The organism is Actinosynnema sp. NPDC023587 (assembly GCF_040640215.1).
GTDB lineage: Bacteria > Actinomycetota > Actinomycetes > Mycobacteriales > Pseudonocardiaceae > Actinosynnema.
The window spans coordinates 182,476-204,174 of the sequence record NZ_JBFABG010000002.1 but is presented as its reverse complement, the minus strand read 5'-3'; the positions used below and the strand labels follow the sequence as shown (position 1 = coordinate 204,174).

Sequence of the window (21,699 nt, the reverse complement as noted above, 5' to 3'; positions counted from 1 at the left end):
GGGCCACGGTCAGCGCGTCCCGAGCATCGTCGCCCACATGCCCGGGAAGTCCGGGATGGTCTTGGTGGTGGACCCGATGTCGTCCACCTCGACGTCCGGCACCACCAGCCCGACGATCGCACCCGCGGTGGCCATCCGGTGGTCCGCGTAGGCCCGCCAGGTGCCGCCGCGCAGCGGGCGCGGGGTGATGACCAGGCCGTCCTCGGTCTCCTCGGCGTCGCCGCCGAGCCGGTTGACCTCGGCGACGAGGGCCGCGATGCGGTCCGTCTCGTGGCCCCGGATGTGCGCGACGCCCCGGATGCGGGTGCGGCCCTCGGCGAGCGCGGCGAGCGCGGCGGTGGTGGGGGTCAGCTCGCTCTCGTCGCGCAGGTCGACGTCCACGCCGGTCAGCCGTCCCGGCCCGCGCACGGTCAGGCCCCGCTCGTCCAGGGTCACCGCGCAGCCGAACCGCTCGAAGAGCCCGGCGACCGCGCCGCCGGGCTGGGTGGTGGTCGTCGGCCAGCCGGGGACGGTGACCTCACCGCCGGTCACCGCGGCGGCGGCCAGGAAAGGCGTCGCGTTCGACAGGTCCGGCTCGACGTGCCGGTCCAGCGCCCGGATCGGGCCGTGCTCGACCCGCCACGCGTTCGGCTCCGAGTCGTCCACGACCACGCCGGCCTCGCGCAGCATGGCGACGGTCATCTCGATGTGCGGCAGGGACGGCACGGGCTTGCCGTCGTGCAGCACGGTCACGCCGCTCTCGTACCGGGCCGCCGACAGCAGCAGGCCGGAGACGAACTGGGAGGACGCCGAGGCGTCGATGGTGACCTCGCCGCCGGGCAGCCCGCCCTTGCCGTGCAACGTGAACGGCAGCGCGTCGCCGTCGACGTCCGCGCCCAGGGCGCGCAGCGCGTGGAGGATCGTGCCCATCGGGCGGACCCGCGCGTGCTCGTCGCCGTCGAACACGATCTCGCCCACCGCGAGCGCGGCGGCCGGCGGCAGGAACCGCATCACGGTGCCCGCCAGCCCGCAGTCGACCGCCGTGGGACCGCGCAGCGCCTGCGGTGTGACCAGCCACGACCCGTCCGGGCCGTCCTCGATTCCGACGCCGAGCGAGACCAGCGCGGCGGCCATCAGGGCGGTGTCCCGGCTGCGCAGCGGGGCGTGCAGCGCGGACGGCCCGTCGGCCAGCGCGGCCAGCACCAGCGCGCGGTTGGTGATCGACTTGGAGCCCGGCACGGGTACCGTCGCGTGCACGGGGCCGTGGGCGGTGGGAGCGGACCACTGCGAAGTCATGTCCTGATGATTCCGCATGGGGTGGTCGGCAGCTCGCACCGGTGGTTCCGACGTGCGACGATGGCCAATCGGAGGTGATCGGATTTGTGCGGCAGGTACGCCTCCACCAAGAACCCGGCGCTGCTGGCGGCGGAGTTCGACGCGGTGGACGGCACCGAGGGCGACGTGCCCGGCCCGGACTACAACGTCGCGCCGACCAAGTCGGTGCTCGCGGTCGTGGAGCGGCACCCGCGCGACGACGAGGGCAACGCCGACCCGGACGTGGTCGAGCGCAGCCTCCGGGTGATGCGCTGGGGACTGGTCCCGCACTGGGCGAAGGACCTGTCCGGCGCGGCGAAGATGATCAACGCCCGGTCGGAGAGCGTGCTGGAGAAGCCCGCCTACCGCGACTCGGCCGCCAAGCGCCGGTGCCTCGTCCCGGCCGCCGGCTGGTACGAGTGGCAGCCCGGCGAGGGCCGCAAGCAGCCGTACTTCATCACCCCGGGTGACGACTCCAGCCTCGCCCTGGCCGGGATCTGGTCGGTGTGGTGGCAGCAGGACGGTGACGAGCGCAAGCCGGTCATCACCTGCGCCGTGCTCACCGCCGACGCGATCGGGGAGATGGCCCGGGTGCACCACCGGATGCCGCTGGTGCTGCCGCGCGACCGCTGGGCGGCGTGGCTGGACCCGGACCGCGCGGACCCGCGCGAGCTGCTGGTGCCGGACCTGGACCTGGTGGACGGCCTCGAACTGCGCCCGGTGTCGACGAAGGTCAACAGCATCAAGAACAACGACCCGTCGCTGATGGACCCCGTCGCGCTGACCGAGGACGAGAAGCCCGAGCCCACCCTGTTCGAGCTGACATGACCTCCACCACCGTCGCCACACCGCACGGCCCCGCCCGCGCCGAGCTGCACTGCGCGCCCGAGGGGCGGGCCGGGCTGCTGCTCGGGCACGGGGCCGGCGGCGGGATCTCCGCACCGGACCTGGTGGCGGTGACCCGCGCGGCGGTGGACGCGGGTGTGCACGTGGCGCTGGTGGAGCAGCCCTACCGGGTGGCCGGCCGGCGTGCGCCGGCACCGGCGAAGCAGTTGGACGCGGCGTGGCTGGCGGTGGTCGAGGACCTGGGCGCGCGCTGGTTCGACGAGATGCCGTTGCTGTTCGGCGGCCGGTCGTCGGGGGCGCGGGTGGCGTGCCGGACCGCTGCCGAGGGCCAGGCGGTGGCGGTGCTGTGCCTGGCGTTCCCGGTCCACCCGCCCGGCAAGCCGGACCGGAGCCGGCTGCCCGAGCTGGACGCGGTCGACGTGGCGACCCTGGTGGTGCAGGGCGAGGACGACCCGTTCGGCCGGCCCGGGGCGGCGCACCGCCGCGAAGTCGTGCTGCTGCCCGGCGACCACGACCTCAAGGCCGACCTGGAGGGCCTGCACCGCGCGGTCGGCGAGTGGCTGGACCGCATCCTGCGGCCGTTGGACTGAGCTACGCCGAGATGTGCGCCACCACGGCCCCGGTGAGCCGCACCAGGTCGGCCGGGGCGAGCTCGACCTCCAGGCCGCGCCGGCCCGCCGAGCAGCAGACGGTGTCGAACCCCTCGGCCGAGGCGTCCAGCACCAGCGGCAGGCGCTTCTTCTGGCCCAGCGGCGAGATGCCGCCCGCGACGTACCCGGTGGCGCGTTCCGCCGCCGCCACCTCGGCCATCCTCGCCTTCTTGCCGCCCACGGCCGCCGCCAGCGCTTTCAGGTCGAGCTGGCCCGTGACGGGGACCACGCCGACGGCCAACCCGCCGTCCACCTCGACCACCAGGGTCTTGAACACCCGTTCGGGTGAAATGCCGAGCGCTTCGGCCGCTTCGAGCCCATAGGACTCGTGGCGCGGGTCGTGCTCGTACGCGTGCAGCGCGTGCGCCACCTTCTGCTTGTCCAGCAACGCCGTGGCAGGCGTCCCACGTCCGGCCATGATCCGCGCACCCTAGCCGGGGAATGTCCGGGTTGTCGCGGGCGTTGTCGGCTGACGTGGCAACCGAGGTGATGGAACAGCAGGTCAGCAGGCCCGGTGCGGCCCGTCCGCCGCGGGGTTCGGCTCACTGCCGGCCCGGCGACCGGCGCGTATCCTCGAACGCGACCCATACGGCTTCAGCCACCGCGCCCACCGGCCGGTGGGAAGGGAGCGCGGTGCCAGCCACGCGAACGCAGGACATGCCGACTGACGAGACAACGGCCGAACGCGCCGCGCGGTTCGAACGCGACGCGATGCCGATGCTCGACCAGTTGTACTCGGCTGCCCTGCGGATGACCCGCAACCCGGCCGACGCGGAGGACCTGGTCCAGGAGACGTACCTGAAGGCGTACGCCGCCTTCGCCTCCTTCTCCGCCGGCACCAACCTCAAGGCCTGGCTGTACCGCATCCTCACCAACACCTACATCAACGGGTACCGCAAGAAGCAGCGCCAGCCGTTGCAGCAGCCGACCGACGAGATCACCGACTGGCAGTTGGCGCGGGCCGAGAGCCACACGTCGATGGGCCTGCGCTCGGCCGAGATGGACGCCATGGACCGGCTGCCCGACTCGGACGTGAAGGAAGCCCTCCAGCGGCTGCCCGAGGAGTTCCGGATCGCGGTGTACCTGGCGGACGTCGAGGGCTTCGCCTACAAGGAGATCGCAGACATCATGGGCACCCCGATCGGCACCGTGATGTCCCGGTTGCACCGGGGCCGCAGGCAGTTGCGCGAGCAGTTGGCCGACGTCGCCCGCGAGCGCGGCTTCCTGCGCGGTCAGGAGCAGGGCCGCTCGGAGGTGGCGGGTCGATGAGCTGCGGCGAACCCCACGAGACCGACTGCTCGGAAGTGCTGTCCGAGGTGTGGCTGTTCCTCGACCACGAGTGCGACGAACGGCGCAAGGAGTTGTTGCAGACGCACCTGGAGGAGTGCCACCCGTGCCTGGAGGAGTACGGCATCGAGGAGCACCTCAAGGCGCTGCTGGCGAAGAAGTGCGGCGGTGAGCTCGCGCCGGAGCAGTTGAAGGAGCGGCTGCGGGCCCGCATCCACGAAGTCACGGTCGAGATCGAGGTCGAGGTCGAGGTGCGCACCACCTCGGAGTGAAGCCCGTCCGACGACGGTCCCGGCGCGGTGGGCTCCGGGGCCGTTCGCGTGCCGGACGCGAAAAGGCCGTCGCGGAGCCGGTGGCTCGGCGACGGCCCTGACCGCACCTGTCGAGATCAGGCGTTGGGGCGCTTCCCGTGGTTCGCGCCACCCTTCTTGCGGTCGCGGCGCTTGCGGGCACGCTTCGACATGGGGTTCTCCTAGTGCTCAGATTGCTTAGACCCAGTGTGTCACGCGCGCGCCCGCACGTGGCGCGGGGTCCGGATCGTGGTTGGATGGACGGCGAGCGAAGGAGTCGGATGGCCGAGGAGATCCGGGCGGCGGTGGCCGCCGACGTGGCGCGGACCGCGGTGGTGGAGTAGCCCTGTCCACGCTCACCGACCTGCTGGCCGAGCACACCGGGCTCTCCGGTGCGGCCGTCGACCACCTCCAGCTCGTGGTCGCCGAGTGGCAGTTGCTGTCCGACCTCAGCTTCGCCGACTTCCTGCTGTGGGTGCCGCTGGACGACACCACCTACCTGTGCGTGGCCCAGGCGCGTCCGACGACGGCACCGACCGCGCACCCCGAGGACGTGGTGGGCAGCACGGTCGAGGTGGACGAGCACCCGCAGTTGCGCCGGGCGATGGCCGAATCGCGGATCTGCCGCGAGGAGGACCCGCGCTGGCACCTGGGCGTGCCGGTCCGCCGGGAGGCCATCCCGGTCAAGCGGCACGACGAGGTGATCGCGGTGCTCAGCCGCAACACCAACCTGGCCGTGCCGAGGGTGCCGAGCCCGCTGGAGATCTCCTACCTGGGCAGCGCGGCGGACCTGTGCCAGATGATCTCCGACGGCACGTTCCCGACCACCGAGCCGTCCCCCGACGTGCACACCAGCCCTCGGGTCGGCGACGGCCTGATCCGGCTGGACTCCTCGGGCGCGGTGGTGTTCGCCAGCCCCAACGCGCTGAGCGCCTACCACCGGATGGGGCACGCCTCCGACCTCGTCGGCGTGCACCTGGCACCGCTGACCCGCTCGCTGATCGGCGACCCGTTCGACGCGACGGAGGTCGCCCAGCGGATTCGCTCCGCCCTGGACGGGCAGCCGAGCATGCGGATCGAGGCGGAATCGCGGCGCGGGGCCGCCGTGCTGTTCCGGGCGCTGCCGCTGCGGCCCCGGGGGAGCGCGGCCGGCGCGCTGGTGCTGTGCCGGGACGTCACCGAGGTGCGCCGCCGGGACCGCGCGCTGATGTCCAAGGACGCGACGATCCGCGAGATCCACCACCGGGTGAAGAACAACCTCCAGACCGTCGCCGCGCTGCTGCGGTTGCAGAGCCGGCGGACGAGTTCGGAGGAGGCGCGGGAGGCCCTGGCCGAGTCGGTGCGCCGGGTCACGTCCATCGCGCTGGTGCACGAGACCCTGTCCATGTCGGTGGACGAGCGGGTCGACCTGGACGACGTGGTCGACAAGGTGATCCCGATGATGTCCGACGTGGCGGCCACCGAGTCCCAGGTGGTGGTGCGCCGGGAGGGCCCCTTCGGCATCGTGCCCGCCGAGCTGGCGACCCCGCTGGTGATGGTGCTGACCGAACTCGTGCAGAACGCGTTCGAGCACGCCTACGCCGCCGGCCAGCACGGGGAGGTCGTGGTGCACGCGGAGCGCTCCGCCAAGTGGCTCGACGTGGTGATCTCGGACGACGGTCGCGGCCTGCCGCCCGGCTTCTCCCTGGAGCGCACCGACCGGCTCGGGTTGCAGATCGTCCGGACGCTGGTGGAGTCGGAACTGAGGGGCAGTTTGAGCTTGCGGAGCAGGCCCCGAGGCGGTACAGAGGCGGTCCTGCGCGTGCCCCTCAGAGCACGGCGTTAAACTGACCCCGTGCACACGTGACGACCTACCTCAGCGAAGTCACGTGGTCATGCGGGAGGGTGTGCAACAAGCGAAAGGCCCGACACCTGGCACGGTGTCGGGCCTTTCGTATGCGCTCTGCGCAGCGACGCTCAGGCGTTGCTGCGAGCCCGGGTCCGGGCGTTGCGACGCTTGAGTGCGCGACGCTCGTCTTCGCTCATCCCGCCCCACACGCCGGCGTCCTGGCCGCTCTCCAAAGCCCACGCGAGGCAGTCGGAGACGACGGGACAACGGCGGCAGACGGTCTTCGCCTCGGCGATCTGGAGGAGCGCGGGACCGCTGTTCCCAACGGGGAAGAACAGCTCGGGGTCCTCGTCGCGGCAGATCGCGCGGTGGCGCCAGTCCATTGGAACTACTCCTCAGCTAGGCGCGCGCAAGGGCACGCCAGTCGTCAGCGGTCGGTTTTGGGGTGCTTGTGAATGCTTTCACGAACGGCCAGGAAGTCAAGGGGTTAGCACTAACCCGGTGAGTGAACTCACCCGAAAGATCGACTGCGTTCATCCCGGCTTTCACTCTGCGGTGTCGTGGCCTGCCAAGACATCGCAGATCGGTAGCGCGCGGGTCACACCACGGTCACGCGCCACCCGGTCGTGGAGATCGTCGATCACACCGCGACGGTGAGCGCCTGGCGCACCGAGGTGAACTCCACCTCGGTGCACGAGCCGATCAAGTCCCCGTCCACCTGGAGGTTCACCGGCTCCGGGCTCGTCACCCGGACGAACCCGACGTCGTCCCGCCGCAGCAGGTTGCCGCCCTTGGGGTTCCCATCCGTGGCCAGAAGATGCGCGACGTACCGGGTGATCGTCGGCAAACCCATCGCGCGCAGGGCGAACAGACCCAGGTCGCCGTCGAAGGAAGTACTCGGGTTGAGCCGAATGGCCTTGTCCTTCAAGTACGTCCAAGGATCGGTATTCGACACGAAGGCGAGTCGCACGTCCTCGAACGGCTCCTCGTCCGGGATGCGCACGGTCAGCTTCGCCGGGTGCCGGCGTTGGCCGACATAACTCGCGAACGCGGTGCGGACGTAAAGAGAAGGTGAGGCTTCGCGGCCTTTCGCGCGTTGCGCCTCGACTCCCGCCACCACGTCGGCGTCCCAGCCGACTCCCGCGTTGAAGGTGAACCAGCGGTCGTGCGAGCCACCCGCACCGGCCGACGAGACGCGGCCGAGTCCCACCTTGCGACTCGTGCCGTGCTCGATCGCCTGCAACAGGCGGTAGGTGGCCTCGACCGGGTCGCGCGGCAACCCCAGCGCACCCGCGAAGACGTTCGCCGAGCCGCCGGGCACCACGCCGAGCATCGGCGCGCCCGGTCGCACACCGTCGCGCAGCACGCCGTTGACGACTTCGTTCACGGTGCCGTCGCCACCGTGCGCGACGACGAGGTCGTACGCGTCCAGCACGGCCTGCGCGGCGGCGTCCGCCGCGTGGCCGCGGTAGGTCGTCTCGACGATGTCGAGCTTCACGTCACTGGCCAGCGCGTGCGCCAGCACGTCCCGGCCGGCGGCCGTGGTCGCCGTCGCCTGCGGGTTTACCACCAGAAGTGCGCGCACTACTAGAGAGTAGGACAGCGCGTGACCTGGGACAGATCGCGCGTCACCCGGTAGGAGGCTCCAGAGCGCACGAAAGTGGTCCACATCTCCTTTCCCGCGTTCCGGTGCGGTGGTTCCACGACAAGTGCACCCCGGCCCGACCGCCGGCTCGCCAAGGAACCCTGTGATCCTCGCTCCTGCGGCGGCGGAGCGGGACTCGCCAACCGGGTGGCCTACGATGCGTGACGAGTACTCACCGTGAGGAAAGGCCCAGCGTGACACAGCCGAATCAGGTTCCGCGCGAGGTCCGCGCCGCCGGCGCGCTGACCGCCGTCCAGGGTCTGGCGGGCCTGGCGTTCGCGGTCGCCCTGGTGGTCCGCTCGTTCGACGCCGAACAGGCGGTCGGCGTGCTCGGCGAAGCCGTGTACTTCGTCGTGCTGGGCGGCGGCGTGCTCGCCGCCGGGATCGGTCTCGTGCTCGGCAAGCACTGGGCCCGCACGCCGTCGATCGTCGTGCAACTGCTCCTGCTGGGTGTCGCCTGGTACGCGTACGGGCCGTCCGGGCAACAGCTCTACGGCGCGCTGCTCGGCCTCTACGTCGTCGTCGTGATCTACCTGCTGTTCACCAACCCGGTGCGGCGCTGGGCGCTCGGCGTGGACGAAACCGACGAGTAGGGCCATTCGGCCGCCGTCGATCGGCCGGGTGAACGCCCAACTAACGGAGGGTGGTCCCAGTCACGTCCATGAGTGACGCTGCGAGTGGTGTTTTCACCGGATTCACCACTCCCTGCGCTCGTTGAGGTGACAAGTACATGCGATTGACTCGCGCCCTGACCGCGGTGGCCGGTGCCGCTACCGCGGTGCTGTCCGCCCTGGCGCTGACCACCCTGGCCCCCGCCGCCGCGCAGGCCCAGGACGTCCAGCCGTACATCATCGGTGGCGGCAACGCCTCCAACGCCCCCTGGGCGGCCCGGCTCTTCCGCAACGGCCAGCAGAACTGCTCGGCCACCATCATCGCCCCGACCTGGATCCTGACCGCGCAGCACTGCGTGGCGAGCTCCGGCACGTACACCTTCCGCGTCGGCAGCCTCGACCAGAACACCGGTGGCACGATGGCCACCGCGACCCGGATCATCCAGCACCCGTCGGCCGACCTCGCCCTGGCGAAGCTGGACCGCTCGGTGTCGGCGACGTACGCGCCGCTCGGCACCACCAGCGCGGTCGCCAACGGCCAGACCGTGCAGCTCTACGGCTGGGGTGCGACCTGCACCAACCAGCCCGAGATCAACTGCCAGTCGCGCTACCTGAAGGTCGCCAACACCCGCGTGACCAACGTCAACGGGCGTGACTACCGGGGCGGCGTCGCCATCTCGGTGACCCGCATCAACGGCATCGCGGCCGGCGGCGACTCCGGCGGCCCGATGTTCGCCACCAGCCCGGCCGACGGCCGGTACTACCAGGTGGGCGTCGCCTCCACGAGTGACCGCTCCAGCACGTCGAACTACACCGCGGTCACCCGCTACCGCGACTGGATCCGCACCAACGCCGGCGTCTGACGCCGAACCCGATTCCCGGCCGAGGGGGTTGACCGATCCCTGCACCGCCCCCTCGGTCGGGGCACCACCGGGTTTGGATTTCGGTGCTCCACCAGTCACAATCACCCTGCGTGTTCACGTTTGGCGGATGGACACGAACGGAGTAGCCAGTTACCGTCTGGCAGGCGTTCGCGCCGCTCCGGGAGCCAGGCAGGGTGAGGTGCGCAGTGCAGAACCCCCCGAGGTGGGGATCGTCGAGCGGGGACACCGAACGCCCCAACGCGGCCCGGCTGTACGACTACTACCTCGGCGGCGCGCACAACTTCGCGGTCGACCGCGAGTTCGCCGAGCGGTCCCTGGAGGTCGTGCCCGTCGCCGCGATCGCCCAGCACAGCCGCGCGTTCCTGCGCCGGGCCGTCCGGGCGTGCGTGGCCGCCGGCGTCCGCCAGTTCCTCGACCTCGGCAGCGGCATCCCGACCGCCGGCAACGTGCACGAGGTCGCCCAGCGGGCCGACCCGGCGTGCCGCGTGGTGTACGTGGACAACGAGCCCGCGACCGTCGCCCACGGGCGGACGATGCTGCGGGACAACCCGAGCGTGGCCGTGGCGGAAGCCGACCTGCGCGACGAGGACGCCGTGCTGCGCTCGCCCGAGGTGCGCGCGCTGGTCGACCTGGCCCAGCCGGTGGCCGTGCTGATGGTGGCGGTCCTGCCGTACCTGTCCGACGAGGACCGGCCCGCCGACGTCGTGGCCCGCTACCGGGCGGCGGTGGTGCCCGGCAGCCACCTGGTGATCAGCCACCTGACCGCCGACGTGCAGCCGGAGATGGTGGCGAAGCTGGTCGGCGTGGCGGCCGGGACGCTGACCCCGTTCGTGGCCCGGTCGCGGGCCGAGGTCGAGCCGATGCTCGCGGGGTTCGAGCTGCTGGAGCCCGGTCTCGTGCTGGCCGCGAAGTGGCGCGGCGAGGGCGAGGCGGCCACCGGCGCGGAGACCGTCAGCTACGGCGCGGTCGGCGTCAAGCGCTGATCCGGCGTCGCGCGCCGGGTACTTCGTACCGATCGTCTTCCGGCGTGCGTGCGCCGGGTGCGCCGGGCCTCCCGCGAATCGGGGGAGCGGGAGGCCCGGCGCGTGGATCAGGCGGCGGCCGGACCCTGGTAGCGGGCGCTGCCGAAGCCCAGGACCGGGTAGCCGACGATGCCGAACAGCCAGAGGCCGAAGAAGCCGAACACCCCGCTCTTGCCGAAGGCCTTGGCCACGTCGAGCGCCAGGATCACCGACATGACCAGGTTCACCACCGGGATGATGAACAGGATCAGCCACCAGCCGGGACGGCCCGCGACCTTCAGCAGCACGTAGATGTTGTAGATCGGGATGATGGCTGCCCAGCCGGGCTGACCGGCCTTGGCGAACACCTTCCACATGGCCGCGATCATCAGCACGGCGATCACCAGGCTGATGATGATCGGGAAGACGCCGATGGACGCGTCGGTCTGGTTCACGAGGAGAACTTCCTTCCGGTCGCCTCCGGGGCGGGGGAGTCCCGCATCGGGGATCCGAAGGCGACACGGCGGGTGACGATGTCAACAGTCGTCACCCGAACGGGTGGACTTGGCCGATTCGTGAGCGTTTCGAGATCAACTGTCGACTTCACCGAGCGAAGCCAGGGCCCCGTCGGTGAGCCGGAAGACCGTCCACTCGTCCATCGGGCTCGCGCCCAGCGACCGGTAGAAGCCGATGGCCGGCTCGTTCCAGTCCAGCACCGACCACTCCAGGCGCGCGTAGCCGCGCGCGACGCACTCGCGCGCGAGGACTTGGAGCAGCGCCCTGCCCAGGCCGCCGCCGCGATGGCCGGGCTGGACGTAGAGGTCCTCCAGGTAGATGCCGTGCGCACCGCGCCAGGTGGAGAAGTTGAGGAACCACAACGCCATCCCGACGACCTGGCCGTCCACCTCGGCCACGTGGCCGAAGAGCGCGGGAGCGTCGCGGAAGAGCACGTCGTGGAGCTGCTCGGCGGTGAGCAGGCACTCGTCGAGGCAGCGTTCGTACTCGGCGAGCTCCCGCACCAGGCCCACGACCGCCGGCACGTCCTCGGGACGGATGCGGCGGACCCGGGGGTCAGTCAACGTCGACCTCCCAGGCGGGCACGTTCAACCGGCGCACCTGCGGGTCGCCGCGCTCGTCGCCGAGCACCGCCAGACCCGCCGGGTCGAGTCCGAAGTGGACGCCGTCGTGGGGTGGGAGGCCCAGCCAGGCGGCGATCAGCACGCGGCTGAAGTGCCCGTGCCCCACCAGCACCACGTCCCCGCCGGCCAGCGCCTGCCGGGCACGGGTGACCACGCCCTCGGCGCGCACGCGCACGTCGTCCCGCGCCTCGCCGCCCGGGATGGGGTGGGTCCAGACGGTCCAACCGGGCACGGTCTCCCGGATCTGCGGCGTGGTGAGCCCCTCGAAGTCGCCGTAGTGCCACTCGGCGAGCTCCTCGGTCCGCTCGGCCTCCAGCCCGGCCAGCTCGGCCGTGCGCCAGGCCCGTTCGCGGGGACTGCTCAGCACCAGGGCGGCCGGCCGGTCCGTCCCCCGCAACCGCGCCAGCACCGCCCCCGCCCGCCGCGCCTGCTGGACCCCCTCGTCGGTCAGGGGGATGTCGGAAAGCCCGGTATGCCGCCCGCTCTCGGACCATTCGGTCTGGCCGTGGCGGAGCAGGTAAACGTGAGAGGACACCGGGCAATTCTAGTGTCGGGGAAGGGAACGTGCTGTTACGAAATATCACATCGACTACTTTCCGTGGTGTGCGTGACCTACTTGCGGACGTCTTACGTCTCCAGTCCGAGTTCGACTCCACCCACACACCCGCGATGCGCCGTCGCGGCGAGCTGGTGGCGGACGCGGACGCGGACGCGGGCGCGGGCGCGGGTGCGGCCTGCGGGTCCAGGCCCGCGACCACCTCGGCCGGAAGAGCGAGATCCCGTGGGTGCGCGTCTACTCGCCGGGCCGTTCCCGGTCGGCGACCGAGGGCTGGTACGTCGTCTACCTGTTCGACGCCCTCGGGACGACCGTGCACCTCACGTTGACGCAGGGGTCGACGCACGTGATCAACGGCGAGTACCGCCCTCGCCCGAGGAGGGAACTGCGGCTGCGGGTCGACTGGGCGCGCAACGTGCTCGCCGACCAGTTGGTCACCGCGTTCAGCTACCCCGTCGACGCCATCCCCGCTGAGACGGTGCTGGAACGCGACCTCGCGCACATGCTGTCCATGCTCAGCGCGCTCTACCTGGAGGTCGACCTGCCGGGTGAGCCGTCGCCCGAGGTGGCGGACGCGATCGCGGCGAGCGAGCGGTCTGCCGGGCGGCGCGGCGGGCAGGGGATGCGGCTCACCGCAGCGGAGAAGACGGCGATCGAGCAGCGGGCCGTGACGGTCGCTTCGAAGCACCTGCGCGGGCTGGAGTACCGGGTCGAGGACGTCGGCGCGCGCGAGTCGTACGACCTGGCCGCCACGCGGGGCGATGAGCGCCTGTTCGTCGAGGTCAAGGGGACGACCAGCAGGTGGGGGCCGGACAGCGAGGTCATCCTGACCCGCAACGAGGTCCTGTTGCACGAGCGCGAGTACCCGAACACGATGCTGGCCGTGGTCAGCTCGATCGCCTTGCGGCGTGGCACCGCGTCCACCGCACCTACCGCGTCCGGCGGCACCTTGCACGTGGTCCACCCGTGGCGGGTCGTCCGGGAGAACCTGACCCCGTTGACCTACCGATACTTGGTGGATGAACGTTGAGGACTTGACCGCGCGGCTGTCGCCGAGGTTCGGGCCGGAGGTGGCGGTCTGGTGCGCGGACGTGCCCGTGCGGGCCGGGGCGCTGGCGGAACGGTGGGCGCTCACCCTCGGCGTGCCGTACGACGACGGCGCGTCGTCCGTGGCGATCCGCTGCACGACGTCCGACGGCACGCCGGCGGTGCTGAAACTGACGCCCGACGACGCCTTCCTCGCCGAGCAGGTCGTGATGCTGCGGTCGTTGGCCCCGTCCGGGCGGGTGGTCGGGGTGCTGGCGGCCGAGCACGGGGCGGTGCTGCTGGAGGCCGTGGTGCCGGGGGTCGAGGCCGAGCCGTCGCCGGAGGAGTGGGCCGACCTGATGACCGCGCTGCACGCCGTGCCGCCGCCCCCCGGGCTGGAACGCACGTTGCGCGGGCGGATGGAGGAGTCCTTCGCCCGGATCAGCCGCCGGCTGGTCGAGCCCGCGATCGCGGCCCACGTGGACCGCGCCGTCTGGGACCTGACCGTGCAGCGCTGCGGGCGGCTCCTCGACACCGGGTCCACCCCGGTCCTGCTGCACGGGGACCTGCACCCCGGCAACGTGCTCGACGGCGGCACCCGGGGCCTGGTCGCCATCGACCCCAAGACGTGCGTGGGCGACGCGTGCTTCGACGCCGTGGACTACGTGGTGGACGCGGCGGGCAAGGGGAGCGTCGAGGAGCGCTGCGCCCGGGTCGCCGCCGCGTACGGTCTCGACCCCGAGCGGCTGCGCGCGTGGGCGCGGGTGGACGCGCCGCTCCTGGCCATCGGTTACCTCACCTGGGGCGGGCCGGCGGGCGCGGTCGAGGAGCTGCTCGCGTTCGCTGCGGGCCAGGGGTGACCTGGTGGGCCGTTCGAGTGAACTCCGGAAATGCGGTGCGCGAGCCGGACGGACGCGCACCGGGCGTGGCCGCCCTGCGATCTGACGAGTGCCGGTGCCGGCAACCGGGTCGCGGTCTTCAGATCGTTGCCGCGCGCGGCGTCCCCGGCCCGGTGGTCGTCCGGTTTCCGCTGGTCCGCGCTCCGGGGCCGCAGAGCCGTTCGCGCGGTTTCCGGTGAGGTGCCCGCGCCGCCCGCCGTGGGCGGGGCGGGGCTCGCCGGGGGTGGTGCCTTCGAACCGGCGAATTCGCGCCGTCCCGGAGGATTCGGTTTCTTCAATCTGAAAAATCTGTTCCGTGAAAGTGACGGGTGCCCCTCGCTGTATTCGCGCGCTCGCCTTCCCGGCCGCCCCGGAAAGGCCGGAAAGGGCTGATTGCGGTATCTCGGGTGGTGTTGCACAGTGGCTTCACGAGGTTGAGGAGAAGCCCATGGAATTCCGGATCAGGCTCACCGCGTCAGGCACGTTGTCGGACCTCTGCCAGGCGGTGCGGGCAGTGGTGGTGGTAGTGGTGGTGATCGTCGTGCTGGTGCTACAGGCCACCGGGCGGTTACCGGTCGGTGTTCTCGTCCGGTAACCGAGGATGAAGTGCCCGGACAGCGGCCCGACCGCTGTCCGGGCACTTTCGCGCGCTCACAGCGCGAGAACCCGGATGAAAGCGCTCGCGGACCCGTCCGGGGTCCGGCCAACCATCATTCCGCCGGATTCCACCCAGGCGTGGAACCGGCACGGGTCGTCGGCGGCACCGAGCACCCAGCGCACCCTCCGGCGCGACAGGGCCGTGGTGACCACGGCGGCCAGCGACCTCTCCAGGCACGCCGCCCGCCCGGGGTGCCGGTCGGCCACCGCGTCGACCGCCGCGACCGCCGCCATCACCTCGTCCGCCGTCGCGGCGCGCGCGCACCAGCGCCGGTTCAGCACGCCGACCACGCGCAGGGTGAAGTGGAACGGCAACCGCAGCAGGACCAGCGCGACCACCAGGCCCGCCAACGCCCGCACCCCGGTCACGGGCGGCAGGTGGTCGGTGGTCAGCAGCCCGTCGGGGCTCTCCCCGGTGCGCGACCGCGACGGCGAACCCGACCCCTCCACCACCAGGCCCCGCTCCACCATGTCCGCGATGACCCGGCGCGCGTCCGAACGGGCCGTGTCGCCGACCGCGTCGGGGTACCGGCCGGCCGCGTCGTCGAGCACGCGCTCGACGTCGCCCAGCCGCCCCAGCTCGCACCACAGCGACGTCGCCACCGGATTGAGCACGTGCCACCGGCCAGACCGGGCGTTCAGCAGGAACGTCGAACCGCCGGCCGCGCCCGCCGCGTGCAGGTGGCGCGGCACGTGCACGGCGTTCCCGGTCGTCACACCGACCTCAGCCACAGGTCGTAGGCGATCAGCCGGTTGAGCGCGGGCAACGGCGCGGACGCCCCGGCGGCGGCCTGGTCGACCGAGGCGACGACCTCGCGCGGTTCGACCAGGCCCAGGTCGGCGAGGCGGGACTCCCTCAGCGCGGCCCGCAGCGCCGGCGCGGCCAGCCGCAGGCCCCGGTACTCCTCGCCCAGGTAGTTGCCCTTGGTCCGGCGCTCGATGGCCGAGGCCGGGACGCGCCCGCGCAGCGCGGCCCGGAGCAGCGGCTTGACCGCCGTGCCCGCCGCCCGCCGGTGCGCGGGCCCGGCGGTGCACGCCCGGATCACGTCGTTGTCCAGGAACGGCGCGCGGGGCCGGACGTCGTACTCACGGGCGAGTTCGCCCAACTGCCGCTGGACCGCGCCCGAGCGGCGCAGGTCGTGCCACGCGGTGAAGTCCGCGACGCCCGGCTGCGCGGTGTCCGGCGCGGACGCCGCGTGGTCGCCGACGAAGTCGACCAGGGTCCGCCGCGCGGCGTCGGTGAGCCAGTGGGTCTCCAACCCCGGACCCGGCCACCACGAGATCGCGTCCACCCACGCCGGCTGCCGGGCGTCGCCCTGCCGCACCTGCCGGGCGAACGCCCGCAGCGCCCGGCGCATGGAGGTGCGCGACAGCGCGAGGGCGCGGTTCACCACCCTGGTCGGGGAGTCCTGCCGGAGCTTGGCCCACGCGTGGGACTCGGCCAGCAGCCGGCGCACCCGCCCCGCGCCGGCGAGGTCGCCCAGGTAGGACGGCGGCGCGACCAGGAGCGCGTCCGCGCCCTCGCCGCCCAGGTGCGCCCGGCTCCCCTCCTCCGCGACCCGGCGCAGCCGCAGGCGGTTGCGCCGGTGCACGGCCGCCGCGAAATCGGGCAGGTCGGTCGCCGGGGCGGCGGCGAGGTCCTGGTAGGGCAGGGTGTCGGCGGCACCGCGCACCACGCGCAGCCGGAGGTCCCGGGCGGACTCGGCGTTGCGGATCGCGTGGTCGAGGTCGTCGGCCGGCACGTCCGGGTGGTGGTAGGTGAACACCGGGAGGGGCCCCGGCCGGTGGTCGGCCGCGAGCAGGGCGATGGAGGTCGAGTCGAGGCCGCCGCTGAAGTCCGCGGTGACCACCTCCGTGCCGGACATCCGCGCCGCCACCGCGTCGTCGAGCGCCGCGCCGAGCCGTCGGGCCCAGTCGTCGGGCGACAGCGCCTCGTCCGGCGGCGCGGAGTGGCGGCGGACCACGTGCGAGCCGTCGGCGGCCACCGCCAGCGACTCGCCCGCGTCCAACTTGAGCAGACCGGCCAGCGGCGTGCGCCCGTGGGTGAGCACCGGGAGCGCGGCGCAGAAGATGTCGGCGACGGCGACACCGGTGTCCAACCGGACGTCGAGGCCGGCGGCGTGCGCCGTGTGCCGCGCGCTGGTGCCGAACACGAACGGCCGGCCGGGGTGGAAGTACAGCGGGTACTGCCCGGCGAGGTCGGTGAAGGCGAACAGCTCCGGTCCGCTCACGACGACGGCCAGGTAGCTGCCGGGCCACCGGGTGACCAGGTCCGGCCGGCCGGCGCGCAGGGCCGCGCCGAGGTCGGTGCGCAGGCGCTCGTCCGAGACCAGGCAGTCCCCCACGACGAGCACCCGGCCCTCCGGGCAGGTCGCCGTGCGGAACTCCTGCGGATGCCACGGACCCCAGGCCACCGGGCTCACCCGGTCGGGCCACACCGCCGTCGCGGGTGGGGTGCTCGCGGGGGTCGCCGGGTGGGCACCGACCAGGCCCGGACCGTGCGGTGCGGGCGGTCGCCGACCCGGTCGCGCTGCCACCGCGCTACCAGTAGTACTGGGAATTCGCGTCCGCGTTGCCGCTGGAGGAACTGCCCAGCGTCACCTTCCGGACATCGCCGAAGTCGATCAGAACCGGAGGTTCGTAGGGCGTTTCCCGCTGGTGGGCCGGTGAATTCGGGCCCGCCGCGAAATCGTCGTCGGGTGCCTGCGCGCGAGTTCCGTGCCTGGAGTCCATGGCGTGCCTTCGATCTGGCTGCGGCCGACGGCCGTGCGGGGCCTGGGTCGGTGAGCGGAGTTCGTGTCGGGAGCGGCAGCCTATCCCATCGAAATGTCCGCGAGCCAGCAGCGGGTGACGTCGCGGTGAACCGCCCGCGGACCCTCCGGTGGAGGGTGGCCGGGTAACTCGATCGGGTGTTGGTCCGGATTCCCGGAATCAATGGACCGGGTTCCTCGAATTGAACGCGGAGTGCCTTCCGGTGGTCGTCCGGAGTTCATTTCGACGATCGGGACCGGAGCCCGAGGATGAGCGCGCCCTGGGCCTCGGTGTGCGGGCTCAGCGTGCTGGTGCGCAGTTCGAAGTCGGCCCCCGGCGCGACCGAGCCGGACAGCGCGAACCGCGCGAGCTCCTGGCCGCAGGGTTCGAGCAGCAGGGACCGGGCCTCGGCCAGCTCCCCGCCGATGACGATCCGGTGGGGGTTGATCAGGTTGCAGAGCTGCGCGAGGGCGAACCCCAGCGCCCGGCCCGCGTCCTGCAACACCCGCTTGCACACCGCGTCCTCGTTGTGCGCCTTGAGCACGAGTTCGGTGAGGGTGGCGGGCACGTCCCGGTTCGTGCCGCGCCGGGACTGCTTGACCTGGTCCAGCAGCGCTTCCGCGCCGATCACCGTGTCCAGGCAGCCGCGCCCGCCGCACAGGCACATCCGGCCGTTCGGCTCGATGGTCAGGTGCCCGATCTCGCCGGCCATCCCGCGCTGCCCGCGCACCAGGTTCGACCCCACGACGATGCCGATGCCCACGCCGGTGGACGCCTTCACGTACACGACGTGCTCCACGGCTTCCTCGGACGTGTAGGTCTGCTCGGCCAGCGCGCCGAGGTTGGCGTCGTTGTCCATCACCACCGGCACGCCGAGTTCGGCGGTCAGCTCGCCGGCCGGGTCGTCCTCGGGTTCCCACGGCGGCAGCACGGGCGTGGCGAAGCGGCCGGTGCGCGGGTCGACCATGCGCGGCACGCCCAGGCCCGCCGACACGACGTCGGACATGCCCTGGTTGGTGTCCTCGACGGCCTCGCGGACGAGGCGGAGCACGTTCGGCAGGAGCCGCCGGATACCGGCGTTCGCGCCGAAGTCGTCGCGCTTCACCACGATCCGGTCGTGCGGCTCGCCGACCGGCCGGGCGACCACCGAGGTGTGGTTGAAGCCGAGGTCGACCCCGACCGCCACGCCCCGCATCCGGCTCAGCCGCACCTTCCCCTTGGCCCGGCCGCCACCCGGTGCGTCGACCTCGACGACGCCCTCCTGGGTGAGGTCCTGGATGGTCTGCGACACCTGGCCGCCGGACAACCCGGTCCGCCGGGACAACTGCGACTGCCGGTCGGACTTGACCATGATCTCGATGATCAACCGCCGGCGGTTCCACTCGCGACCCTGGGCGGGGACGTCCAGCAGTTCACGCGCTTCTCGCATGACGGCGACCTCTCCGCAATAATGCACGATCCGAAGACCCGGTATTCCAGAATAGCAGTGGTTTCTTCAATCTGAACAAGCGCGGACTTCGAATGTTCCCGGCCGATCGGGCGGTGAATTCCGGAACCTGGCGGTGCCGATCGGTCCCGTTCGGCCATTTGGCCGTATGCGAGCGCGGGGCCGTCGTGCGGCCGTCCTGCGCCCGTCAGGCAGCAGTCGCCGTCGCGGGCGGCGGCCCGTCCAGGGCGGGTTGACCCGCCGCTTCGTCGACTTTCGTCGGGGTGATGCCCACTGCGGCGGAATCAGATGCCGTCGACCCGGCCACTTGGCAATCGCCTCTAAATTTGGCTCGCCTGATGCAAGAACGCGGAGGCGAAGAAATGTCGCAGGCGTGCATTCCATTGTCGTACTGGAGTGTCGACGTCCAGCAGTTCGGGTCGAAGGCGAGTCGACTCCGCGCGCTCGTGTTGGCGCAGTCCCAGGCCCGCTTCGAGGTCGGTGGGCACCCGGAGCCGCTCGGGCGAGCGGGCGGGGGCCGACCTTCGGCCACCCGCCCACCCCCGGCGGAGAAGCAATGCGGTTAATCCGCATGGCCAGTTCAAAAGGCCGTCCACAAAGGACTCTGCTACTCGCGTCACACCTCATGCGATCACCGGGCAGGCACTAACCCCGCGCCTTCGCGTACCAGGCCACGCACTCCGCGTACGACGGCAGCAGGCCCGCGTCGCGCGCCTCCTCCAGCGTCGGGGCCTCGGCGTCCTTCGGCGACAGCACCGGCTCGACGTCCGCCGGCCACGGCAGGCCCAGCCCCAACGGGGTGAGACCGCGTTCCGCCTTCGGGTTGTAGCCCTCGGTGCACAGGTACGAGGTGACCGAGTCGTCCTCCAGCGCCATCAGCGCGTGGCCGATGCCCTCGGGCACGTACACCGAGTTGAAAGCCTCCTCCGACAGCTCCACGGCGTCCCACGCGCCGAACGTCGGCGACCCCACCCGGATGTCGACCACGACGTCGAGCAGCCGCCCGCGCGGGCAGTGCACGTACTTGGCCTGGCCGGGTGGCACGTCCGCGTAGTGCACGCCGCGGATCACCCCGCGTCTCGACCTGCTGTGGTTGGTCTGGGCGACCCGTAGGCCGTGCCCGACGGCCGCGGTGAACACGTCCTCTTGGAACGGGGCCACGAACAGTCCCCGGTCGTCGGGGAACACCGGTGGGATGAACTCGAACGCCCCGGGAATTTTCAGCTCGCGTGCCTTCATGGCGCACACCCTATGTCCAGTTCACTCTTGACCGATCCTGCCTGCGGAAACCGACCGGTCGGTGCAGAAAACCGGACGTACGTTCTGGGAAACCCGCTCTGACCTGCGGAAAGAATGTGATCCCCACCGCAGACACCACTCCCGAACGCTGTCATGCTGGCCCGCACACCGCACCCAGGGACGCCGCGCCGATCGCGCGGACGCCCCGCTGAGAGGCCCCCGCGGACCCGCGTGACAACGTCGGTCCCGGTGCGCCGAAGCACTCGCGCACCGCAGGAGGACTCCCCAGTGACCGCTCTGAACGACCAGCCCATCACCTCCGAGTTGACCGACGAGGAGATCTTCCGCGCCCACGAGGGCGGCAAGCTGGGCATCGCGGCCACCGCGTCCCTCGCCGACCCGCGCGCGCTCTCCATCGCGTACACGCCGGGCGTGGCGCGGGTCAGCCGGGCCATCGCCGACGACGCCTCGCTCGCCGCCAAGTACACCTGGGCGCACCGCCTGGTGGCCGTGGTCAGCGACGGGACCGCCGTGCTCGGGCTGGGCGACATCGGTCCGCGCGCGTCGCTGCCGGTCATGGAGGGCAAGGCCGCGCTGTTCAAGACCTTCGGCGGACTGGACTCGATCCCGCTCGTGCTGGACACCACCGACGTGGACGAGATCGTGGAGACCCTGGTCCGGCTGCGCCCGTCGTTCGGCGCGGTCAACCTGGAGGACGTGTCCGCGCCGCGCTGCTTCGAGCTGGAGGAGAAGCTGATCGAGGCGCTCGACGTGCCGGTCATGCACGACGACCAGCACGGCACGGCGGTCGTCGTGCTGGCCGCGCTGCGCGGCGCGAACGCCGTGCTGGGCAAGGACATCGCGAGCCAGCGCGTGGTCGTCTCCGGCGTGGGCGCGGCGGGTGTCGCGTGTGCGCGCATCCTGCTCGCCGCGGGCATCGGCGAGGTGACCCTGGTCGACTCGCGGGGCATCGTGCACGCGGACCGGGGCGGGCTCAACCCGGTGAAGGCCGCGCTGGCGGCGGTCACCAACGGCAGCGGGCTGCGCGGCGGGATCGCCGAGGCGCTCCGGGGCGCGGACGTGTTCGTCGGCGTGTCCTCCGCGACGGTGGAGGAGGAGCTGGTCGCGGGCATGGCCCGGGACTCGGTCGTGTTCGCGCTCTCCAACCCGGACCCCGAGGTGCACCCGGAGGTGGCCGGCCGGCACGCGGCGGTCGTGGCCACCGGGCGCAGCGACTTCCCCAACCAGATCAACAACGTGCTCGCGTTCCCGGGCATCTTCCGGGGCGCGCTGGACGCCGGCGCGCGGCGGATCACCGAGAACATGAAGCTGGCGGCGGCCGACGCCATCGCCGCGGTGGCCGCCGACGACCTCGCGGTCGACCGGATCGTGCCCAGCGCCCTCGACCCGCGCGTCGGACCCGAAGTCGCCGCCGCCGTGGCCTTGGCAGCTCGGCAGGACGGAGTAGCCTGACCCCCAGTCGGAGTTGGGAGACCTCCGGCCGCATCCGTCCACTCGGCTCGTCGGACCACCGAAACCACGCGTGACTTGTTTCGTTAGCCCGAAGAGGGGTGGGCGTTGACGCTCCGAAGCGATACGGTCCCTCTCCTCGGGTGAATATTGCCCGTGGAGAAGGACGCCGTATACGGGTGCGGTCGGGCCGGTTCATCC

Annotated in this window: 24 protein-coding genes; 12 read left to right on the top strand and 12 right to left on the bottom strand. The window is 72.0% G+C overall.

Going from position 1 to position 21,699, the window contains the following annotated elements; genetic code table 11:
• Nucleotides 1–9: 9 nt before the first annotated feature.
• Entirely contained in the window at nt 10–1,275 is a 1,266-nt protein-coding gene (gene aroA / locus AB0G01_RS06005) for a 3-phosphoshikimate 1-carboxyvinyltransferase (protein ID WP_360940224.1), read from the bottom strand.
• Nucleotides 1,276–1,359: 84 nt separating this feature from the next.
• On the opposite strand from aroA, the gene AB0G01_RS06000 reads away from it, so the two are divergent.
• Nucleotides 1,360–2,121, top strand: a complete 762-nt coding sequence (locus AB0G01_RS06000) for an SOS response-associated peptidase (RefSeq protein WP_360940222.1) — start codon at nt 1,360–1,362, stop codon at nt 2,119–2,121.
• Nucleotides 2,118–2,729 (top strand): alpha/beta family hydrolase, encoded by a 612-nt coding sequence (locus AB0G01_RS05995; protein ID WP_360940220.1) that lies wholly within the window; start codon nt 2,118–2,120, stop codon nt 2,727–2,729. Before AB0G01_RS06000 ends, AB0G01_RS05995 begins: the two co-directional genes overlap by 4 nt.
• A gap of 1 nt (nt 2,730) precedes the next feature.
• On the opposite strand, the gene ybaK is transcribed toward AB0G01_RS05995, so the two are convergent.
• Complete coding sequence (ybaK, locus tag AB0G01_RS05990; RefSeq protein ID WP_360940218.1) at nt 2,731–3,207, bottom strand: Cys-tRNA(Pro) deacylase; 477 nt, start codon at nt 3,205–3,207, stop codon at nt 2,731–2,733.
• A 239-nt stretch (nt 3,208–3,446) separates the two neighbouring features.
• Here ybaK and AB0G01_RS05985 point away from each other — a divergent pair, with 239 nt between their 5' ends.
• The 3 genes from AB0G01_RS05985 to AB0G01_RS05975 all read left to right on the top strand — a co-directional run bounded on the left by AB0G01_RS05985 (nt 3,447) and on the right by AB0G01_RS05975 (nt 6,191).
• The gene (locus AB0G01_RS05985; RefSeq protein WP_360941213.1) at nt 3,447–4,058 is read left to right on the top strand and encodes a sigma-70 family RNA polymerase sigma factor; all 612 of its coding nucleotides are present in this window, start codon (nt 3,447–3,449) and stop codon (nt 4,056–4,058) included.
• The gene (gene rsrA, locus AB0G01_RS05980; RefSeq protein WP_360940216.1) at nt 4,055–4,348 is read left to right on the top strand and encodes a mycothiol system anti-sigma-R factor; all 294 of its coding nucleotides are present in this window, start codon (nt 4,055–4,057) and stop codon (nt 4,346–4,348) included. Before AB0G01_RS05985 ends, rsrA begins: the two co-directional genes overlap by 4 nt.
• Nucleotides 4,349–4,712: 364 nt before the next feature.
• The gene (locus AB0G01_RS05975; RefSeq protein WP_360941210.1) at nt 4,713–6,191 is read left to right on the top strand and encodes a histidine kinase N-terminal domain-containing protein; all 1,479 of its coding nucleotides are present in this window, start codon (nt 4,713–4,715) and stop codon (nt 6,189–6,191) included.
• A 131-nt stretch (nt 6,192–6,322) separates the two neighbouring features.
• Here AB0G01_RS05975 and AB0G01_RS05970 read toward each other — a convergent pair whose 3' ends face one another.
• Entirely contained in the window at nt 6,323–6,577 is a 255-nt protein-coding gene (locus tag AB0G01_RS05970) for a WhiB family transcriptional regulator (RefSeq protein ID WP_015104912.1), read from the bottom strand.
• A gap of 257 nt (nt 6,578–6,834) precedes the next feature.
• Nucleotides 6,835–7,779, bottom strand: coding sequence for a diacylglycerol kinase family protein (locus tag AB0G01_RS05965; RefSeq protein WP_360940214.1), 945 nt, complete (start codon nt 7,777–7,779; stop codon nt 6,835–6,837).
• 254 nt (nt 7,780–8,033) lie between these two features.
• Between AB0G01_RS05965 and AB0G01_RS05960 the strand changes: the two genes are divergently transcribed.
• The 3 genes from AB0G01_RS05960 to AB0G01_RS05950 all read left to right on the top strand — a co-directional run bounded on the left by AB0G01_RS05960 (nt 8,034) and on the right by AB0G01_RS05950 (nt 10,317).
• Nucleotides 8,034–8,432 carry a hypothetical protein gene (locus AB0G01_RS05960; protein ID WP_360940212.1) on the top strand — a complete coding sequence of 133 codons (399 nt, stop codon included), beginning with the start codon at nt 8,034–8,036 and terminating at the stop codon, nt 8,430–8,432.
• Between the two features lie 137 nt (nt 8,433–8,569).
• Nucleotides 8,570–9,313 carry a trypsin-like serine protease gene (locus AB0G01_RS05955; RefSeq protein ID WP_360940210.1) on the top strand — a complete coding sequence of 248 codons (744 nt, stop codon included), beginning with the start codon at nt 8,570–8,572 and terminating at the stop codon, nt 9,311–9,313.
• Between the two features lie 206 nt (nt 9,314–9,519).
• On the top strand, nt 9,520–10,317 hold the full coding sequence (locus tag AB0G01_RS05950) for an SAM-dependent methyltransferase (RefSeq protein WP_360940208.1): 798 nt from the start codon (nt 9,520–9,522) through the stop codon (nt 10,315–10,317).
• Between the two features lie 107 nt (nt 10,318–10,424).
• On the opposite strand, the gene AB0G01_RS05945 is transcribed toward AB0G01_RS05950, so the two are convergent.
• The 3 genes from AB0G01_RS05945 to AB0G01_RS05935 form a co-directional block, all read right to left on the bottom strand.
• Nucleotides 10,425–10,790 (bottom strand): DUF5684 domain-containing protein, encoded by a 366-nt coding sequence (locus tag AB0G01_RS05945; RefSeq protein WP_360940206.1) that lies wholly within the window; start codon nt 10,788–10,790, stop codon nt 10,425–10,427.
• Between the two features lie 135 nt (nt 10,791–10,925).
• Nucleotides 10,926–11,414 carry a GNAT family N-acetyltransferase gene (locus tag AB0G01_RS05940; protein WP_360940204.1) on the bottom strand — a complete coding sequence of 163 codons (489 nt, stop codon included), beginning with the start codon at nt 11,412–11,414 and terminating at the stop codon, nt 10,926–10,928.
• A complete protein-coding gene (locus AB0G01_RS05935; RefSeq protein WP_360940202.1) occupies nt 11,407–12,009 on the bottom strand; it encodes a histidine phosphatase family protein in 603 nt (200 codons plus the stop codon). The genes AB0G01_RS05940 and AB0G01_RS05935 overlap by 8 nt, the downstream gene beginning before the upstream one ends.
• A gap of 199 nt (nt 12,010–12,208) precedes the next feature.
• On the opposite strand from AB0G01_RS05935, the gene AB0G01_RS05930 reads away from it, so the two are divergent.
• From AB0G01_RS05930 to AB0G01_RS05920, 3 genes are all read left to right on the top strand, one after another.
• Entirely contained in the window at nt 12,209–13,060 is an 852-nt protein-coding gene (locus AB0G01_RS05930; RefSeq protein ID WP_360941207.1) for a DUF3578 domain-containing protein, read from the top strand.
• Nucleotides 13,050–13,916, top strand: coding sequence for an aminoglycoside phosphotransferase family protein (locus AB0G01_RS05925; RefSeq protein ID WP_360940200.1), 867 nt, complete (start codon nt 13,050–13,052; stop codon nt 13,914–13,916). The genes AB0G01_RS05930 and AB0G01_RS05925 overlap by 11 nt, the downstream gene beginning before the upstream one ends.
• A gap of 334 nt (nt 13,917–14,250) precedes the next feature.
• On the top strand, nt 14,251–14,529 hold the full coding sequence (locus AB0G01_RS05920) for a hypothetical protein (RefSeq protein ID WP_360940198.1): 279 nt from the start codon (nt 14,251–14,253) through the stop codon (nt 14,527–14,529).
• A gap of 56 nt (nt 14,530–14,585) precedes the next feature.
• Here AB0G01_RS05920 and AB0G01_RS05915 read toward each other — a convergent pair whose 3' ends face one another.
• From AB0G01_RS05915 to AB0G01_RS05895, 5 genes are all read right to left on the bottom strand, one after another.
• Complete coding sequence (locus AB0G01_RS05915; protein WP_360940196.1) at nt 14,586–15,323, bottom strand: lasso peptide biosynthesis B2 protein; 738 nt, start codon at nt 15,321–15,323, stop codon at nt 14,586–14,588.
• The gene (locus AB0G01_RS05910) at nt 15,305–17,128 is read right to left on the bottom strand and encodes an albusnodin/ikarugamycin family macrolactam cyclase (protein WP_360940194.1); all 1,824 of its coding nucleotides are present in this window, start codon (nt 17,126–17,128) and stop codon (nt 15,305–15,307) included. Before AB0G01_RS05910 ends, AB0G01_RS05915 begins: the two co-directional genes overlap by 19 nt.
• A 4-nt stretch (nt 17,129–17,132) precedes the next feature.
• Nucleotides 17,133–17,324 carry a lasso RiPP family leader peptide-containing protein gene (locus tag AB0G01_RS05905; protein WP_360940192.1) on the bottom strand — a complete coding sequence of 64 codons (192 nt, stop codon included), beginning with the start codon at nt 17,322–17,324 and terminating at the stop codon, nt 17,133–17,135.
• A 256-nt stretch (nt 17,325–17,580) separates the two neighbouring features.
• A complete protein-coding gene (locus AB0G01_RS05900) occupies nt 17,581–18,771 on the bottom strand; it encodes an ROK family transcriptional regulator (protein ID WP_360940190.1) in 1,191 nt (396 codons plus the stop codon).
• Nucleotides 18,772–19,434: 663 nt separating this feature from the next.
• Nucleotides 19,435–20,028: a dTDP-4-dehydrorhamnose 3,5-epimerase family protein gene (locus AB0G01_RS05895; RefSeq protein WP_360940188.1), complete on the bottom strand. Its 594-nt coding sequence runs from the start codon at nt 20,026–20,028 to the stop codon at nt 19,435–19,437.
• Between the two features lie 288 nt (nt 20,029–20,316).
• On the opposite strand from AB0G01_RS05895, the gene AB0G01_RS05890 reads away from it, so the two are divergent.
• Complete coding sequence (locus tag AB0G01_RS05890) at nt 20,317–21,501, top strand: NADP-dependent malic enzyme (RefSeq protein ID WP_360940186.1); 1,185 nt, start codon at nt 20,317–20,319, stop codon at nt 21,499–21,501.
• Nucleotides 21,502–21,699: the final 198 nt, after the last annotated feature.